Source organism: Pseudomonas sp. BCRC 81390 (genome assembly GCF_030341915.1).
In the GTDB taxonomy this organism is placed as follows: domain Bacteria; phylum Pseudomonadota; class Gammaproteobacteria; order Pseudomonadales; family Pseudomonadaceae; genus Aquipseudomonas.
On sequence record NZ_JATAAG010000025.1, the window covers coordinates 76468 to 94987 of the forward strand.

At 62.4% G+C, this 18520-nt stretch carries 13 protein-coding genes and 1 pseudogene; 9 read left to right on the forward strand and 5 right to left on the reverse strand.

The features are described from left to right. Window positions 1–21 precede the first annotated feature (21 nt). Window positions 22–1983 carry a choline transporter BetT gene (gene betT / locus QSV36_RS11165; protein ID WP_289131852.1) on the forward strand — a complete coding sequence of 654 codons (1962 nt, stop codon included), beginning with the start codon at window positions 22–24 and terminating at the stop codon, window positions 1981–1983. Window positions 1984–2046: 63 nt separating this feature from the next. Here betT and tauD read toward each other — a convergent pair whose 3' ends face one another. The 4 genes from tauD to tauA are packed head-to-tail and all read right to left on the reverse strand — an operon-like array spanning window position 2047 to window position 5552. Next, complete coding sequence (gene tauD / locus QSV36_RS11170; protein ID WP_289131646.1) at window positions 2047–2880, reverse strand: taurine dioxygenase; 834 nt, start codon at window positions 2878–2880, stop codon at window positions 2047–2049. Window positions 2881–2928: 48 nt separating this feature from the next. Continuing rightward, window positions 2929–3768 carry a taurine ABC transporter permease TauC gene (gene tauC, locus QSV36_RS11175; RefSeq protein WP_289131647.1) on the reverse strand — a complete coding sequence of 280 codons (840 nt, stop codon included), beginning with the start codon at window positions 3766–3768 and terminating at the stop codon, window positions 2929–2931. Continuing rightward, window positions 3765–4553, reverse strand: coding sequence for a taurine ABC transporter ATP-binding subunit (gene tauB / locus QSV36_RS11180; RefSeq protein WP_289131648.1), 789 nt, complete (start codon window positions 4551–4553; stop codon window positions 3765–3767). Before tauB ends, tauC begins: the two co-directional genes overlap by 4 nt. 27 nt (window positions 4554–4580) lie before the next feature. Next, window positions 4581–5552 carry a taurine ABC transporter substrate-binding protein gene (tauA, locus tag QSV36_RS11185; protein WP_289131649.1) on the reverse strand — a complete coding sequence of 324 codons (972 nt, stop codon included), beginning with the start codon at window positions 5550–5552 and terminating at the stop codon, window positions 4581–4583. Window positions 5553–6034: 482 nt separating this feature from the next. Between tauA and QSV36_RS11190 the strand changes: the two genes are divergently transcribed. The 8 genes and pseudogenes from QSV36_RS11190 to QSV36_RS11225 all read left to right on the forward strand — a co-directional run bounded on the left by QSV36_RS11190 (window position 6035) and on the right by QSV36_RS11225 (window position 13110). Beyond that, complete coding sequence (locus QSV36_RS11190) at window positions 6035–7369, forward strand: OprD family porin (RefSeq protein WP_289131650.1); 1335 nt, start codon at window positions 6035–6037, stop codon at window positions 7367–7369. A gap of 165 nt (window positions 7370–7534) precedes the next feature. Continuing rightward, a complete protein-coding gene (locus QSV36_RS11195) occupies window positions 7535–8173 on the forward strand; it encodes a peroxiredoxin (protein WP_225780003.1) in 639 nt (212 codons plus the stop codon). A gap of 209 nt (window positions 8174–8382) precedes the next feature. Beyond that, entirely contained in the window at window positions 8383–8976 is a 594-nt protein-coding gene (ssuE, locus tag QSV36_RS11200; RefSeq protein WP_289131651.1) for an NADPH-dependent FMN reductase, read from the forward strand. A gap of 84 nt (window positions 8977–9060) precedes the next feature. Continuing rightward, window positions 9061–10026: a sulfonate ABC transporter substrate-binding protein gene (locus tag QSV36_RS11205; protein ID WP_289131652.1), complete on the forward strand. Its 966-nt coding sequence runs from the start codon at window positions 9061–9063 to the stop codon at window positions 10024–10026. A 58-nt stretch (window positions 10027–10084) separates the two neighbouring features. Further along, window positions 10085–11233 (forward strand): FMNH2-dependent alkanesulfonate monooxygenase, encoded by a 1149-nt coding sequence (gene ssuD / locus QSV36_RS11210; protein WP_289131653.1) that lies wholly within the window; start codon window positions 10085–10087, stop codon window positions 11231–11233. Between the two features lie 10 nt (window positions 11234–11243). After that, window positions 11244–12041 carry an aliphatic sulfonate ABC transporter permease SsuC gene (gene ssuC, locus QSV36_RS11215; RefSeq protein WP_225780007.1) on the forward strand — a complete coding sequence of 266 codons (798 nt, stop codon included), beginning with the start codon at window positions 11244–11246 and terminating at the stop codon, window positions 12039–12041. Further along, window positions 12013–12850, forward strand: a pseudogene (gene ssuB / locus QSV36_RS11220) (aliphatic sulfonates ABC transporter ATP-binding protein). The gene ssuC and the pseudogene ssuB overlap by 29 nt, the downstream one beginning before the upstream one ends. 44 nt (window positions 12851–12894) lie before the next feature. Continuing rightward, a complete protein-coding gene (locus tag QSV36_RS11225; protein WP_003255829.1) occupies window positions 12895–13110 on the forward strand; it encodes a TOBE domain-containing protein in 216 nt (71 codons plus the stop codon). A 46-nt stretch (window positions 13111–13156) separates the two neighbouring features. On the opposite strand, the gene QSV36_RS11230 is transcribed toward QSV36_RS11225, so the two are convergent. Next, window positions 13157–18457 carry a dermonecrotic toxin domain-containing protein gene (locus tag QSV36_RS11230; RefSeq protein WP_289131654.1) on the reverse strand — a complete coding sequence of 1767 codons (5301 nt, stop codon included), beginning with the start codon at window positions 18455–18457 and terminating at the stop codon, window positions 13157–13159. Between the last annotated feature and the right edge of the window lie 63 nt (window positions 18458–18520).

Consider the following 18520-nt stretch of genomic DNA (forward strand, 5'->3'; position numbering starts at 1 on the left):
CTTGCCAATGGCAAGATCCGCATGAACCCCCCGGTGTTCTATTTCGCGGCGAGCTTCATCCTGCTCTTCGGCCTTGTGGTCATTGCCAACCCGCGCAGTGCTGGCGACTGGTTGCTGGCGGCGCAGAACTGGGCGGCCAACACGGTCGGCTGGTATTACATGCTGGCGATGACGCTGTACCTGGTCTTCGTGGTGGTCACCGCCTTGTCCGGCTACGGCAAGATCAAGCTCGGTGCCGACCACGACGAACCCGAGTTCAGCTACCTGTCGTGGGCCGGCATGCTGTTCGCTGCCGGTATCAGCATCACGCTGTTCTTCTTCTGTGTTTCCGAGCCGCTGACCCACATGCTGCAGCCGCCCCAGGGCGAGGCGGGCACGGCCGAGGCCGGGCGCCAGGCCATGCAGATCCTGTTCCTGCATTGGGGCCTGCACGGCTGGGGCGTGTTCGCCTTCGTCGGCATGGCCCTGGCCTACTTCGCCTACCGGCACAACCTGCCGCTGGCCTTGCGTTCGGCGCTGTACCCGCTGATCGGCAAGCGCATCAACGGACCGATCGGCTACGCGGTGGACGGTTTCGGCATCATTGCCACGGTGTTCGGCCTGGGTGCCGACATGGGCTTTGGCGTGCTGCACCTGAATGCCGGCCTCGATTACCTGTTCGGCATCAGCCACAGCCAGTGGGTGCAGGTGCTGTTGATCGTCCTGATGATGGGCGCGGCGGTCGCCGTGGCTGTCGCCGGGGTGGAGAAGGGCGTGCGGGTGATGAGCGACATCAACCTGTTCCTGGCCTGCGCGCTGTTGCTGTTCGTGCTGTTCGCCGGCCCTACCCAACACCTGTTCAATACGCTGATCCAGAACCTTGGCGATTATCTCGGGGCCTTGCCGCGCAAGAGCTTCGATGTGTATGCCTACGGCGAGAACAGCGGCTGGCTGGGCGGCTGGACAGTGTTCTACTGGGCCTGGTGGATTGCCTGGGCACCGTTCGTGGGGTTGTTCATCGCCCGCATCTCTCGCGGCCGCACCATTCGCGAATTCGTCTTCGGCGTGCTGCTGATTCCGCTGGGCTTCACCCTGGCGTGGATGTCGATCTTCGGCAACAGCGCCCTGGACCAGGTGATCAACCACGGCATGACCGCGCTGGGCCAGTCGGCGCTGGATAACCCGGCGATGAGCTTGTACCTGCTGCTGGAAACCTACCCCTGGAGCAAGACGGTGATCGCCGTGACGGTGTTCATCAGCTTCGTGTTCTTCGTCACTTCTGCCGACTCGGGCACCGTGGTGCTGTCGACCTTGTCGGCGACAGGGGGCGATGCCGACGAAGACGGGCCGAACTGGCTGCGTATCTTCTGGGGCGCAATGACAGCGCTGATCACCAGCGCGCTGCTGTTCGCCGGCAGCATCGATTCGCTTAAGTCGGCGGTGGTGCTGACCTCGCTGCCGTTCTCGCTGATCTTGCTGTGCATGATGTGGGGGCTGCACAAGGCGTTCTACCTGGAGTCGCAACGGCAGATCGCGCAGATGCACTCACTGGCTCCGTTCGCGCAGTCACGCCGCGGGCGCGGCGGCTGGCGTCAGCGCCTGAGCCAGGCGGTGCATTTCCCGTCGCGCGACGAGGTGTACCGCTTCATGGACGACGTGGTACGCCCGGCGATTGCCGATGTGCGCGAGGTATTCGAGCAGAAGGGCCTGGCGCTGATTACCCAGGACGACCCGAGCCATGACAACGTCAGCCTGAAGATTGGCCATGGCGATGAACAGCCGTTCATTTACCAGGTGCAGATGCGTGGCTATTTCACGCCGTCGTTCGCCCTCGGTGGGCTGGGCACGCAGGAGTTGAAGAACCGTCGCTATTACCGGGCAGAGGTGCACCTGAGCGAAGGTAGCCAGAACTATGACCTGGTGGGCTACAGCAAGGAGCAGATCATCAACGACATTCTCGACCAGTACGAACGGCACATGCAGTTCCTGCATCTGGTTCGCTGACCCGTCTTTCCTGCCCAGGCCTGTTCGCGGGGTCGCCCGCGAACAGGCCTGGGCAGGCATCAACTAAAAGGGCGCATCGCCAAGGATAGTCGCCCGATGCATCACCCGCCGGTTCGGCCGGTAGTCATCCACCGCGAAATGCTGGGTCACGCGGTTGTCCCAGAACGCCACGTCATTCTCCTGCCAGCGCCAGCGGATACTGAACTCCGGCCGCGTGGCATGGGCGAACAGCAGCCGCAACAGTGCTTCGCTTTCCAGCTCGCTCAGTTCATTGATGCGTGTGGTAAACCCTTCGTTGACGAACAATGCCTTGCGCCCGCTTACTGGATGCGTACGCACTACCGGATGTGACAACGGTGGGTTGTTACGCCGCGTGGCTTCCCAGCGCGCCAGGTCTTCTGGCGTGGTACCGAAGCGTTCCAGCGGGAACGACTTGGTGAAATCATGGGTGGCGGTCAGGCCATCGAGCATCTCGCGCAGCGGCGCCGACAAAGCCTGGAAGGCAGCGATCCCGCTGGCCCACAGAGTGTCGCCACCGTAGGCCGGCAATTGCTTGGCGCTGAGTACCGCGCCCAGTGCCGGGGTCGGCAGGAAGGTCACGTCGGTGTGCCACACGGCATTGTCACGCACATCGGTGACCGCCGTATCGAGGATCAGCACCTGCGGGGTTTCCGGCACATTGGGGTAGATCGGGTGGATGTGCAGGTCGCCGAAGCGGGCAGCAAAACGTGCCTGCTGCTGCGGGGTGATCGGTTGGTCGCGGAAGAACAGCACCTGGTGCTGCAGCAACGCCTGTTCAATGGCGTCGCGCTGCGTGGCACTGATGTCGTGGCTGAGGTCCACGCCGCTGATCTGGGCGCCGAGCGCCGGGCTGAGTGGGGTGATGGTCAGGCTCATGTCGGTCTCTTCAATCAGGCGCCAGGCTGCTGGCGTGGTCAACAAGGTTCAATGGCTTTGCCCGTGCCAAGGCACCAGCTTGCGTTGCAGGGCGCGCAGGCCCATCTCCAGGGCGAAGGCGATCAGGGCGATCAGCAGGATGCCCAGCACCACCACATCGGTTACCAGGAACTGCGCCGCCGACTGGACCATGAAGCCCAGGCCACTGGTGGCCGCGATCAGCTCGGCGGCCACCAGGGTCGACCAGCCGACTCCGAGGCCGATACGCAGGCCGGTGAGGATATCCGGCAAGGCGCTGGGCAGGATCACATGACGGATCAGCTGGGCCCTGCTCGCCCCAAGCGACTGTGCCGCCCGCAGCTTGGCCGGATCGACCGTGCGCACGCCGGTGGCTGTGGCAATGGCGATGGGCGCGAAGATCGCCAGGTAGATCAGCAGCACCTTCGACAGCTCGCCGATGCCGCACCAGATGACGATCAGCGGCAGGTAGGCCAGCGGTGGGATCGGCCGGTAGAACTCGATCAACGGGTCAAGGATGCCGCGCGCTACGCGGTTGTAGCCGATGGCGATACCCACCGGAATGGCCGTGAGGGTGGCGGCCAGCAGGGCTACGCCGATGCGTCCCAGGCTGGCACCCAGGTGCTGCCACAAGCTGGCATCCATGTAACCCTGGGTCAGCAAGGTCCAGGCCCTGGCCCCGATATCGGCGGGCGCGGGGAGGAACAGCGGCTCGATCCAGCCGGCTGCGGTCACCAACCACCAGGCCAGCAGCAGGCTGGCCAGGGTCAGCGTGCTGATCCAGCGGGTAGCCAGCGGGGCGCGCGGCCTCGTGACTGGCCGGGGTTGGGCGTTGTGTTTGCCGGTGACCGGCAGGTCCAGGCTGCTCATGCACGCTCCTGCAGGCTTTGCCGTTGCGAGAACACCCGCGCCAGCACATGCTCGCGGGTTTCGATGAAGGCCGGGTCGGACTTGATCGCCCGGGCCGGTTCGCCGGCCGCATGGCGCTGGCCGAAATCCAGTTGCAGGCGTTCCACCACGCGACCTGGGTTAGGTGCCAGCAGCACCAGCTCGCTGGCCAGGAACACCGCTTCTTCGATGTCATGGGTAATCAGGAACACCGGTTTGGCCGTGCGTTGCCACACCTGCAGCAGCAGCTCCTGCATCTGCTCGCGGGTGAAGGCATCGAGCGCGCCGAACGGCTCGTCCATGAGCAGTACCCGAGGGTCGGCTGCCAGCGCCCGGGCCAGGCCCACGCGCTGTTTCTGGCCGCCGGACAATTGCCAGATGCGTCGCTCGGCAAAACCGTCGAGGTCGACCAGGGCCAGCATTTCGCGGGCCTTGGCTTCGCGCTCGGCGCGGGGCATGCCGGCCAGTTGCAGGCCGAAGGCGACATTGGCCAGCACGTTCTGCCAGGGCAGCAGGGCATCGTCCTGGAACACCACGCCACGCTCGGCCCCGGGGCCCTGAACGGGTATGCCGTCCAGCGTGATGCGCCCGCCGCTGGGGGCGACGAAGCCGGCGATCAGGTTGAGCAGCGAGGTCTTGCCGCTGCCGGAAGGCCCCAGGGCCACCAGCAGTTGGCGCGGCCCCAGGCTCAGGTTGATGTCGGCCAGCACCGGGGTAGCGGCGCCGGGGTACTGTGCGCTGATGCGCTCCAGCTCGAGCAAGGCCATGGCAGGCTCCGGTCGGTTTCTACAGGCTTAGTTGGGCAGGTATTGGGCACTGACGTACGGCGAGTAGTCCGGCAGTACCGCGTCGACCTTGCCTTGCTGCTTGAGGAAGGTGGCCGTGTCGGTCAGCGCCTGGGTGGTCGGCGTGCCCAGGGCACTGGCCTGGTCGGCTGCCAGCGGGTAGACGTTACCCTGCAGCAGTACCGGGATATCGGTAGGCTTGGCGCCGGACAGCTTGGCCAGCTTGGCGACATTGTCGGGGTTGGCCAGCCAGGCTTTGGGGTCCTTGCGGTAGTCGGCGTAGGCGTCGAGGGTGACCTTGGCGAAGGCCTTGACCACGTCCGGGTGCTTGGCGGCGAAGTCCTTGCGCACGATCCAGGCGTCAAAGGTCGGCGCGCCTTTTGCGGCCAGCTCGCCCGAAGTAATCAGTACCTTGCCGTTTTCCTTGGCCACGCCCAGGGCCGGGTCCCATACATAGGTAGCGTCGATGTCGCCACGCTTCCAGGCAGCAATGATGGCTGGTGGTGCGAGGTTGAGTATCTGCACTTTGGACGGGTCGATGTTCCAGTTTTTCAGCGCTGCCAGCAGGCTGTAGTGGCCGGTGGAGACGAACGGCACGGCGACTTTCTTGCCGACCAGGTCTTGCGGTGTGTTGATACCGTCGCGGGCGACCAGCGCTTCACCGGCGCCAATCTGCGTAGCGATAAGGAAGGTCTCGACCGGCAGCTTGCGCGTGGCAGCGGCGGCCAGCGGGCTGGAGCCCAGGTAGCCGATCTGTACATCGCCACTGGCCACGGCGGTGATCACGTCGGCGCCGTTGTCGAATTTGCGCCAGTCGATGCTGGCCTTGCTGACTTTTTCATAATCGCCATCGACCTGCGCGACTTTGGCGGGGTCGACGGTGGTCTGGTAGGCCACGGTCAGGTCGGCGGCCTGGGCCAACCAGCTGGCGCTGGCGAGGGTCAGGGCGGCAAACAGACGCAGCGGAGCGTGCGGAATCATGGTGAACCTCTCGTCAGCCATTGGTGTGTTGGATGGCGAGAAGGCTAAATGATCTAAGAACAGTAAAATAAATAACTTTTTTGCATTAGCTTAGGAGCCAATTGCTTGGCTTTCACTCAATGGCGAAAAGCGAGAGCGCTGCTAGGCTTTCCCGTCCTGATAGAACGATCTGGAATTAGGTTATGAGCAAACGTTTGCAAATAACCATTGGTTATGAATTGGCAGGCCTTTACAACAAAATTCAGTAACAGTTCCTAACATATTCCAGAAAAATCTTACCAATTCATAAAACGGTCATTTTGGATTTATAGGATTGTCATTATCCTGTAGCGCAGGTGGCGTCTTAGACCAAAGTCGCGAAACGTTTAGAAACGATTGACTTAATGGTCACGCTTTGGGACTAAATCGCCAATCCACGGTGAGCGGGGCAGCAGATCCCGCCGCCAGAGATACACAAGAATTAGAACGTAGAGGAGCAAAATATGTACAAGTCCAGCCTGGCCCTGGCCGTGGCATTGGGGGTTCTCGCCCAACAAGCAGGCGCTGCCGGTTTCGTTGAAGACAGCAAACTGTCGCTCAGCTCGCGCACCATGTACTTCAACGATGACAACCGCGAAAGCGGCATCGACCAGAAGGAAAGCGGTCAGGGCTTCAAGCTTGACTACCTGTCTGGCTTCACCGAAGGCACCGTAGGCTTTGGTGTTGACGTTCAAGCACTGTGGGGCATTCACCTGGACGGTGGCCGTGGTAGCCGCCCAGATGCCAACAACACCTTCTTCCCAAGCGACTCGGATGGCTCGGCAGTCCACGACTGGGCACGCATTGGTGGTAACGCCAAGGCTCGCTTCTCCAAGACGGAAGTTCACTACGGTAGCGCCCTGGCGCCTAACCTGCCGATCCTGGTCTCCAACGATGGCCGTCTGCTGCCGCAAACCTTCGAGGGCGGCACCCTGCAGTCGAAGGAAATCGACAACCTGACCGTCAACGCCGGTCAGCTGACCCACGCGATGGGCCGTGCTTCGAGCAACCGGACCGGTCTTTCCGTTTCTGGCGCCTTCCGTGACAGCAACAAGTTCCAGTTCGCCGGTGGTGACTACAAGCTCACTCCTGACCTGACCCTGCAGTACTACTACTCGAACCTGGAAGACTTCTACAAGCAGCACTTCCTGGGTGCTACCCACGTCTTCAAGATTGCCGACAACCAGTCGTTCAAGACTGACCTGCGCTACTTCGATAGCAGCAGCGATGGCAAGAATGGTCAGACCGGTTACGCCTTCGACAACAACGGTGGCTTCGCGAAGAATACCGGTGAGGTCGACAACAAGACCTGGAGCGCCATGTTCACCTACACCCTGGGTGGCCACGCGCTGATGCTCGGCCACCAGCAGGTGGGTGATGACGGTGGTTTCGTCTGGCTGAACCAAGGTAGCGTCCGCAAGGACGGCGCCACCTCTTCGCTGGAAGGCAACGGCGGCGCGAGCTTCTACCTGTTCACCGACAGCATGATCAACCAGTTCGCCCGCGCTGGCGAAAACACCACCTTCGGTCAGTACTCCTATGACTTCGCGGCTTTGGGTGTTCCAGGCCTCAAGGCTTCGGTGGCCTATCTGCGTGGTGACGACGTACGCAACAAGTCGGGTGATGGCAGCTATAACGAATGGGAACGTGACGCACGCGTCGACTACACCCTGCAGCAAGGCACCCTCAAAGGCTTGGGCTTCAGCCTGCGTCAGGGTGTTTACCGTGGTAGCGGCGAAAGCGCTGCGGACAAAGACCAGACCCGCTTCATCGTGAACTACACTTACAATTTCCTGTAAGCCGTAGCCAAACAAGAAGCCTCGCCTAGTGCGAGGCTTTTTTGTGTCTGCTTGTTAATGTGAAGTTTAGTTATAAATAAATCGTTATTTATTCTTTTTATTTTTATTCGAGCGCAGGCACATTGAACCCACACGCTACAGAACCCAGCACAGGAGCCGCAGCCCATGAGCCTCAAACTCGGCGATATCGCCCCCGATTTCGAACAGGATTCCAGCGAAGGCAAGATCCGCTTCCACGAGTGGCTGGGCAATAGCTGGGGCGTGTTGTTCTCGCACCCGGCCGATTTCACCCCGGTGTGCACCACCGAGCTGGGCCTGACTGCCAAGCTCAAGGACGAGTTCGCCAAGCGCGGGGTCAAGGCCATCGCCCTGTCGGTCGACCCGGTCGACTCGCACCATCGCTGGATCGAGGACATCAACGAGACCCAGAATACCGTGGTCAATTTCCCGATCATCGCCGACGCCGACCGCAAGGTGTCCGACCTGTACGACCTGATCCATCCGAATGCCAGCGACACCCTGACCGTGCGCTCGCTGTTCGTTATCGACCCGAACAAGAAGGTGCGCCTGACCATCACCTACCCAGCCAGTACCGGGCGCAACTTCAACGAAATCCTGCGGGTGATCGACTCGCTGCAGCTGACCGACAACCACAAGGTGGCCACGCCAGGCAACTGGCAGGACGGTGACGACGTGGTGATCGTGCCTTCGCTGAAGGACGAAGAGGAGATCAGGCAGCGCTTCCCCAAAGGTTACCGGGCGGTCAAGCCGTACCTGCGCCTGACCCCTCAACCCAATCGCTGAAGAATTCCTCGTTGCATTGCTCTTAGCCATAGCAGGGATATTCGGGCCGTTTCGACGGCCCTTTTTTATGCCAGGGGGAATTGCAATGGCCTTTTCGTGGGCCGTCTGGATGAAAAGTCGAAATGGAATAAACAAATGAAAAAATATGATTTCTAGATATATGCCGGCGCTGGTAATGTCACGCTCAACCCAGACAAGGAAACGCTGCAATGTTGGTCGTCTCAATCGGTGGTAGCCCCAGTACCCGTTCACGCTCCGGCGTGCTGCTGGAGCGTTCGCGCCAGTGGCTGCAGGACCGTGGTGTCGAGGTGGTGACGTTCCAGGTACGTGACTTCCCCGCCGAAGACCTGCTGCATGCTCGTTTCGACAGCCCGCAGGTGCAGCATTTCCAGCAACTGGTAGCCCAGGCCGATGGCCTGATCGTTGCCACCCCGGTGTACAAGGCCTCCTTCGCAGGCGCCTTGAAAACCTTGCTCGACCTGCTGCCCGAACGGGCCCTGGCCCACAAGATCGTGTTGCCGATCGCCACCGGCGGCAGTATCGCCCACATGCTGGCGGTGGATTACGCACTGAAACCTGTGCTGTCGGCACTCAAGGCGCAGGAGACCCTGCAAGGGATCTTCGCCGACGACAGCCAGATTGCCTACGCAGACGGCAGCAAGCCCGCGCAGCTGGTACCAGCGCTGGAACAACGCCTGCAGGACTCGCTGGAGACCTTCCACGTCGCCCTGGCCCGCCGGCCGCGCCCCGTGGCCCCCGGCGTGCTGAAGGAACGCCTGATCAGCGCTCGCTGGAGTATCTGACCGGCCTTAATTGCTTCACCACCTTACTCGCCCGACAACGAGGCAAGCAGGTGCAACCCGAACCCCATCGCACAGGAGAGCGCCATGCGCACAGTCTTCTTGCGTCGCGGTCTGGTCGCCCTGTTTGCGGCGGCTGTGTCCTTCGGCGCCATTACCCAAGCCCAGGCCGAGAGCCTGCGTATCGGTTATCAGAAATACGGCACCCTGGTGCTGCTCAAGGCCAAAGGCACGCTGGAGAAGCGCCTGGCCGAGCAGGGCGTGCAGGTGCAGTGGACCGAATTCCCTGGCGGTCCGCAGCTGCTTGAAGGGTTGAATGTCGGCTCCATCGATTTCGGTGTCACCGGCGAAACACCGCCGGTGTTTGCCCAGGCCGCCGGTGCCGACCTGCTCTATGTCGCCTATGAGCCGCCAGCGCCGCACAGCGAGGCGATCCTGGTGCCGAAGGGCTCGCCGGTACAGTCGGTCAAGGACCTCAAGGGCAAGAAGGTCGCCCTCAACAAGGGTTCCAACGTGCACTACCTGCTGGTCCGCGCGCTGGAAGAGGCCGGCCTCAAGTACAGCGACATCCAGCCCGTCTACCTGCCGCCGGCCGACGCCCGCGCAGCCTTCGAGCGCGGCAGCGTCGATGCCTGGGTGATCTGGGACCCCTACCAGGCGGCTGCCGAACAACAGCTGCAAGCGCGCACCCTGCGCGACGGCAAAGGCCTGGTCGACAACCACCAGTTCTACCTCGCTACCCGCAACTATGCGACCCAGCACCCCGCGGTGATCAACACCCTGATCGAAGAAGTCCGTGCGGTGGGCCAGTGGTCCCAGGCCAACCCGCAGCAGGTGACCGAGCAGGTTGCACCGCTGCTGGGCCTGCCCGCCGACATCACCCTGACTTCGGTCAAGCGCCAGGGCTATGGCGCCGCAGCGCTCACCCCGGAAGTGGTGGCCGCGCAACAGAAGATCGCCGACACGTTCCAGGCGCTGAAGCTGATTCCCAAGCCACTGAGCATCAAGGACGTGATCTGGACACCCCCGGCCAAGGTCGCCAGTGCACCTTGATTGACTTGCCGCGCCGGGGCCCTGCCCTGGCTGAGCCACCCTTGAGGAGACAACTCCAATGAGCCTGAACATTTTCTGGTTTTTGCCCACCCATGGTGATGGTAAGTACCTGGGCACCGCCGATGGCGCCCGCGCTGTCGACCACGGCTACCTGCAGCAGATCGCCCAGGCGGCCGACCGCCTCGGTTTCGGTGGCGTACTGATTCCTACCGGGCGTTCCTGCGAGGACTCCTGGCTGGTTGCCGCGTCGCTGATACCGGTGACCCAGCGTCTGAAATTCCTGGTCGCCCTGCGCCCCGGCATCATTTCGCCGACCGTGGCGGCACGCCAGGCGGCAACCCTTGACCGGCTGTCCAATGGCCGCGCGCTATTCAACCTGGTGACCGGCGGTGACCCGGACGAACTGGCCGGAGACGGCCTGCACCTGAACCACCAGGAACGCTATGAAGCGTCCGTGGAATTCACCCGTATCTGGCGCAAGGTGCTGGAAGGCGAGGTGGTCGACTACGACGGCAAGCATATCCAGGTGAAGGGCGCCAAGCTGTTGTACCCGCCGATCCAGCAACCACGCCCGCCCCTGTATTTCGGCGGCTCCTCCGAAGCCGCCCAGGACCTGGCTGCCGAGCAGGTAGAGCTGTACCTCACCTGGGGCGAGCCGCCCAGCGCAGTCGCGGAAAAAATCGCCCAGGTACGTGAGAAAGCCGCTGCCCAAGGCCGCGAAGTGCGCTTTGGTATCCGCCTGCACGTGATCGTGCGGGAAACCAACGAAGAAGCCTGGGCCGCCGCCGACAAGTTGATTTCGCACCTGGACGACGACACCATCGCCCGCGCCCAGGCCTCGCTGGCGCGCTTCGACTCGGTCGGCCAGCAGCGCATGGCAGCGCTGCACAACGGCAACCGCGACAAGCTGGAGGTCAGCCCCAACCTGTGGGCCGGCGTCGGCCTGGTGCGTGGCGGTGCCGGTACCGCGCTGGTGGGGGACGGCCCGACCGTTGCGGCGCGGGTCAAGGAATACGCCGCGCTGGGCATCGACACCTTCATCTTCTCCGGTTACCCGCACCTGGAAGAGTCGTACCGGGTGGCAGAGCTGCTGTTCCCGCACCTGGATGTGCAGCGTCCGGAGCAACCCAGGGCTGGCGGCTACGTGAGCCCGTTTGGCGAGATGGTGGCCAACGACATCCTGCCCAAGTCCGTTGCGCAAAGCTGAGGGCCTGGCCATGAGTCGTGCAACTTCCAATAGCCTTGGCCAGCGCCTGGCGCCGTGGGCGCTGCCGGTACTGCTGCTGGCCGCCTGGCAGCTGGCAGTCAGCGCCGGCTGGCTGTCGACCCGCATCCTGCCGGCGCCCAGCGCCGTGGTCAGCGCCGGCGTCGAGCTGGTGCGCAGTGGCGAGATCTGGTCGCACCTGGCCATCAGTGGCTGGCGTGCCGGGCTGGGCTTCGTCATCGGCGGCAGCATCGGCCTGGTACTGGGCTTCATCACCGGCTTGTCGAACTGGGGCGAACGCCTGCTCGACAGCTCGGTGCAGATGATCCGCAACGTGCCGCACCTGGCGCTGATTCCGCTGGTGATCCTGTGGTTCGGCATCGACGAGTCGGCGAAGGTCTTCCTGGTCGCGCTGGGCACGCTGTTTCCGATCTACCTGAACACCTACCACGGCATCCGCAACGTCGACCCGGCGTTGGTGGAGATGGCGCGCAGCTATGGCCTGTCCGGCTTCAGCCTGTTCCGCCAGGTGATCCTGCCAGGCGCCTTGCCGTCGATCCTGGTCGGCGTGCGTTTCGCTCTCGGCTTCATGTGGCTGACCCTGATCGTTGCCGAAACCATCTCTGCCAATGCCGGTATCGGTTACCTGGCGATGAACGCCCGCGAATTCCTGCAGACCGACGTGGTGGTCCTGGCCATCGTCCTGTACGCCGTGCTCGGCAAGCTTGCCGACCTCGCCGCGCGGGGCCTGGAGCGTGTGTGGTTGCGCTGGCACCCGGCCTATCAAGTGGCGAAGAAGGAGGGCGCATGACTGTGCTCAAGGAACAGCCGCCACGCCTGTTGCGTGGCATCCCGCTGGCTTCCAGCGGGCTGCGCAAGACCTTCGGCCAGCGTGAAGTGCTCAAGGGCATCGAGCTGCATATCCCGGCTGGCCAGTTCGTCGCCATTGTCGGCCGCAGCGGTTGCGGCAAGAGCACCTTGCTGCGCTTGCTGGCCGGCCTCGACCAGCCCACGGCAGGGCAGCTGCTGGCTGGCGCCGCACCCCTGGAAGAGGCCCGCGAAGAGACCCGCCTGATGTTCCAGGACGCGCGCCTGTTGCCGTGGAAGAAGGTGATCGACAACGTCGGCCTGGGCCTGTCCGGCGATTGGCGCCCGCGGGCGCTGGAAGCCCTGGAAGCCGTGGGCCTGGCCGACCGCGCCAACGAATGGCCGGCAGCGCTCTCCGGTGGCCAGAAGCAACGCGTGGCCCTGGCCCGGGCGCTGATCCACCAGCCGCGCCTGCTGCTGCTGGACGAGCCGCTCGGTGCACTGGATGCACTGACCCGTATCGAGATGCAGCAATTGATCGAGCGCCTGTGGCGGCAGCACGGCTTCACCGTGCTGCTGGTCACCCACGACGTCAGCGAGGCGGTAGCTGTGGCTGACCGGGTGATCCTGATCGAGGACGGCGAGGTCGGGCTCGACCTCACTGTCGACCTGGCACGGCCCCGGGCGCGTGGTTCGCACCGCCTGGCCGCGCTGGAAAGCGAAGTGCTCAACCGTGTTCTGTCGGCTCCGGGCGCAGCGCCCGAGCCGGATCCTGTCGCTCCTTTGCCCACGCAGCTGCGTTGGGCGCACTGAATGACCCACTTACCAGAATGAAGCCCTAGAGAAGGAAGCAAATCATGACTATCAAAGCCATCAACGTCCGCAACCAGTTCAAAGGTACCGTGAAGGAAATTCTCGAAGGCCCGGTACTGTCGGAAATCGACGTGCAGACTGCCTCGGGCATCGTCACTTCAGTTATCACCACCCGTTCCGTGCGCGAGTTGGAGCTGCAGGTTGGCAGCGAAGTGATTGCCTTCGTGAAGTCGACCGAAGTTTCCATTGCCAAGTTGTAAGCGACCACCACCTGGGCTGCTAGCCAGCCCAGGTGGTGACGCTGCGTTAACTGGCCGGTCGCAGCTGGCCGAACAGCCGGCTGGCTTGCGTCTCGTTCATGCTTCCCCGCCAGGCGCCTGCACCCAGGTCGCGCTCGCTGGCAAGCTTCAGGTGACCCGCCTCTAGCCGGGTGAAACCCTGCACGGGTTTTTGCCGGAAATGAAAGTGCGCATACCACAACGGTTGCCCGGTATTCCGATCATTGATCCGGTATTCCTCCAGATACTCGACCGGGTTGCCCTTGCGGTCCAGTTTCGGCTTCAGCGTGCGTGACCAGGCCACCTCCACCTCTTGCTGCTCGACCAGGTATTCCAGGTAGGCGACGGTCGGCTTTCTGGTCGCCTTGGTCTGAGCGACCCGCAGCTCGCGGCCAAGGTCCTGCATCTGCTCGGCGGCCGCTTTCAGCCGTTGCGAAATGGCGGATTGCTCGGGGGTGATCGATGCTCCGGCTTTCTGGCGAAGCCTGTCGGCAATGAAGCGCAGCTGTTGGGCGTGCGACTGAGCAATGTCCTCCAGGTCGAGGGGAAGCGCATCGGTAGTCTGATAGCGGCGCAGTCTCGCCTGCAGCCGGGCAAGGTCATCCAGTCGCGATCTGGCGGCACCCACGAGTATCGACAAAGGCTGCGTCGGTGCGGAACGTTGCGCTGTGGATAACTGCCACTGGCCGGCTTCGGTCATGGTATAGGCCGTGTGCAGGCGGTCAGAGTTGGGCTGGTCGATGCGCATGTGGGTCTGGCCACCCTGGCTGACGGCTTCGCCAATAAGCGGCCCGTCCACGGTATCGAACAAGCGTGGGCGGCTAGCGCCGCGATTGGGACGGCGGTCGGGGCGTTGCTGGCCGACTTTGGCCCTGCTGAGTTGGGCGTCAATGTCATCCATGAGTTTGCGCATCAGCTGGCGGAAGGCCCCGGTATCGTCAGGCGACAGCAACTCGACGAAATTGTCTTCCCAAGCCTTGAGATGGTTCAGATAACGGGCGTAACGGTTTTGCGCGCTTTCCAGGAAGGCACGCTCCTGGGCACGTGAAAGGCCGGCGCGGGGTAGTTGCAGTTGGCTGGAAAGGGTACTGCGCAAGGCAATGCCCTGCTCGTGGAAGTGATCCATGAATGCAGCTATCTGCGGGTGCTCAACGGCGTTTTCATTGAACAGGCTGGTCGAAAGGATCGTTGCCTGGACCAGCCGCGCATTGTCCACATCCAGGGTGAGCCCTGTTTCTTCCACTCGCATCAGGTAATCGGTCAACGCTCTGCCCTGCAGCTGATTGCGCCTGGTTTGGTGACGTATTGCCAGGCGCTCGATCACTTGCAGTGTTTCAATCATTTCCTGATTGGCCCTCAGCGAAGCCTGGGCCAAGCGTTTCACCACGGTGGTCGGGGCTGAAGGGCCGGGCAGGGCCTGGATGGCCGCGACGGCGAGATCTACCTGAGCCTTGGCCAGGAGAAGGCGGTCAGCGGCCAGGTGCATGTCGAGCACGGTCATCTCGTTGATGTTCGCCTCGCACAGCGCCGTGAACCTGCTGTAATCCGCCCTGCTCAGCGTTGCACGCTGCTCCCTGAGGCGCGTTATGCTGCGCGCGTTGTAGTCGATGTTGCGGTTGAGCTCAGCGCTCAGCTTGTTGCGTGCATCAGCGATCGCAGCACGTTGCGAGTCGCTTGGTTGAGCCCCTTCGGCGATGGCATGCATGGCGCTGCGGTATTCCGCTTGCCTTGTGCTCATGCGCGTCCTGATGCGTATCAACTCGCCGTTTATGTCATGGGCAAGGCTCATACCGGTCAGTTGCGGTGGCTGGCGACGAATTGCCTGACGCCAGTAGGCCACCCCTTGGTTGTAGAGTGTGGTAAGCGCGCCACCACCGCCCTGCAGGCCATCGTTGACCAGAAGCCCGTTCAGCCTGCCAGGCGTTTCCCAGCTACCTTGCTCACTCAGCCGCACAGGTTGGCGATAGGACCGAATGCCTTGGGGTTTGAGCCTCCAGGTAAGGTACGACGGGTCCCACTCGACGCTGTACCAGGTGCCGTGCCTTGCGATATAGCGCTGGCGCGTTACCCCGTGCTCGAACACGCCAGCCCCTTGCGGGAGCGTCGAGGGCAACATCGGGCCAGGGGGCAATTCTGTCTCATAGCCGGCGAATGGGCTGGGGCGCGTCTTGCGAATCGCAGGCACGGCCCGCAGTGGGTCAAGGCGCTGTCGTTGGAGGGTCCGCAGGCGTGCCGCAGCTGCCGGGTTAGCGGGTGTGGTTGCTGCCAGCGGCGCAAGCGAGAGCATGGCGTCGGTGAAGGATTGCAGCAGGCTGACCAGGTATTGGAGGCCTTCTTCCAGGTTGCCACGCTCAAAGGCTCTGACTGTGGCATTTGCCGCATGCCAGCCATCATAAACTGCCATGAGCGTGCCAACACCCGGCACGATACCGAACGCTAACCTCAGCCCCAGGAGCAGATGACGTGTAGCGATTTCTGGCTCGCTGAGCGTCAGGTCGGCCTGGCTGCGTGACGTGGCGCGGTGGCTGCGTATGTGCATGCCCATATCCAGGCGGCATTCATGGGTAGGCAAGGACTCGGAACGGGAGGGCCCAGGTACGAGAAAGCTCTGGAAATTTCGTTGCAGGGCGGTGCTGATGTAGCTTTCATGCTGTTCGGGGTCGCCTGACAGGCTCTGGTTGGCGAGGTATCGCGCCATTTCGCTGTCCAGTGCCATGTCCTGCAGCGCCTGGCAGGCTGCCGTACTGCTTGTGTACTGCCTGACGATCGTGCCGTTGGGAGCATCGGGTATATACAGCAAAGTGAGGTCGCCAGGACCTTCGATCAGGTAGATGCCCGCAAGCCCCACGCTGTCGTTGGAGCCATCTGCCGCGGTGCCTGGTTTGAGCGTGACCGAACGATACGTGATCGTTCTGGCGTTCACATCGTCGAGCTGTTCGTGGCAAAACGTTTCCAGCAGTCGCTGGCCATCGGTCTCAAGGCTGGTCGGTCTGCTCGTCACCAGCATTTGCAGGCGAATGGCGTAAGGGGTGCGAAGGGTCTCCTGGCGCCATTGCACTTGCCATTCCGACTCGTGTTCGAAGCCCAGGTAAGTTTGGGTGATGCGTCTTTCGTAGTCACCGGCGATGTCCAGCTGCTGGATCAGGTCGGCCAGGTAGGCAGGCGTCAGTGCGCTCTGCAAGGAAGTGTCAGCGGCTGGCTCGAACCTGATGTTGGCATTGTTCAGGCGGTGGCGCCGCTCATCATCCAGCGCCCATAACATGAAAGATGCCAGCGAGACTTCGCTGCGCGATTCACTGAATACAGGCACTTCCCGGGAGCCGGCCCCGAGCATTCCCGATTGACCGGTCACTTCACGTTTCAAAGTGACGCTGTCGGCGATGTCGAGGGTAATGTGCGGTACTGTCTGCAGGCCGAATGCCCGGCACAGGTGAGCATTCAGCTTGAGCTGCGCGAACTGCATGCGCGCTGGCAAGCTCAGCTGGAGCAGCTCGGCCGAGTCCCGCAGCGCATTCTTGAGTGTCTTGGTCTGGGTGCTCAGCGCGGCGAGCTGGTTTGCGTCCAGGTGCCGCAGCGTACCCAATTGCTCGGAGAAGTAGCTGCTGCGATTCTTTTCCGCAAAACGTCCCAGCGCTACCGCCCTGGCTTTGTTTTCGCTTATGCACAGTTGCTGTCGGGCTTGCTCCCGGCTGCTGACGCCAGGCAAGGCGGCAACAATGGACGCCACGCAGTGCCGCATGAAATGCGACAAGATCGGCGTCTGGGTGATGGTCACCGACGTTGAGCCAGAGAGGGCGTCGAGGATGTCCGATGCAACGGCTGGCTGCGCTGACTCCAGCAGGGCATCGGGCCATGCGCCATGAAGTGTGGCAAGAAGGCGCCTGGCAAGTGCCGGCTCATCGGCAAAGGCCATCAACCCGCCACGCATGCCTGGCCTGTACAGCAGCACCGTCTGGTCTTGCACTTCCTCGTCATCCGTGGGGATGGCCCGCAAGGTCATGTAGCCACGCAGCGGCCACTTGCGATCTGCGCAGACCAGCTCCAATGTGCTGGCTAGCACGGGACGTTGTAGGCTCGGCTCAGGCCTGTCGATGAGGCTTTCGACCCAACCCAGATGGGTGGCCGACAGTTCACCCAAGGTGTTCTGCAGGCGAGCTTCTTCCAGCAAGGCTTGGCATAAGCCATCGGCGATGTGTTCTTCATGTGTTTCTTCAGCGACCTGTGCCTGCAAGTTGGCACGGCTCACGGGTTCAGGCAACGCCAGCAAGTATGCGTCATGTGCGTCCTGAAGCTGGTCGAGCGACGCCTGGCGCTCGCGTAACAGCGACACCTTTTCCGACGTGAGTTCCAAGGTATCGCCCAGGTAGTGTTCCAGAAGATTCTCCTGGCGCTCGACACACTGTTGGCGCCACCCCGCAGGCAGGTGTTGCTCCAGGCAGGCAAAATGCACCTCCTCATCAGGTAACGCAGTGTCTTTTGCAATCACTTCCTCGATGGCTGCTTCCACCTCTGGATGCAGATATTGCGCAACCATTGCACTGCGCTGGTTTTCCCAGGCTCGCAATGCAGTCCAGTCCAAGGGGGAGGTTTCACTTTGCCTGCAGGCCTCGAGCAGGTAGTGGTCGGTAATTTCCTGGTGTTGGCGCAGGGTTTCTTCCATGAACAGGCTGATGCCATCGCCTTGAGTATCGGTAAACACAACGTCGTCGCGGTTGCCTTGGGTCACCGGCGACCTTGGGTCCGCCCAGAACCTGAAGCGGTTCTGGTAGACCCAGTCGCGCAGGCTCTCAAGGTTGGCGAATTGCTGCACGCTGTCCGGTATACCCGGTAGATAGATCAGCCAGTGGGTTTGGCCGGATACCGGAGCGATCAACAGCGCGACGGTGCTGGTCAGGTACCTGTTGGTCGGCAATCGCCATTGCAGTTGCGCATAGCGTGGTGAAGGCTGCCGGCCTTGCAGCCAGCTTTCGAGGCTAAGCGTGCCTTGGCCATAGGCAATGTCCAGGCTGCTGATCAGATGCTGACGCAGCAGGTTTTCGGCGTGAGATTGGCGGGAAATGCCAGTCCCCGGCATGCGTCCTTCCCAGTAGTTAAGAGGGGCGCGCAGCTTCGCAGCGTTGACGATCGGGGTAAGGTGGCTGGCCCATTGTGCGGCGGTCAATTGCGCATGTGCTGTCTGTTCGTCGAAACCCCAGGTAGACCAATCGGCAAAGGGGGTGGCGAACGCCGGGTTGGCCAGCAGGCGTGCAGCGAAGGTCAGCAAGGTTATCTGGCTGTCGCCATGGCGCAAGCCACAGGTGTCAGGCGAGACGTGCAGCTCCGCCTGCAATGCGCCACGCACTATCTGTTGCAAATCGGGCGCCTGGCTCAACAGGCTTCGCAGCTGCATGGC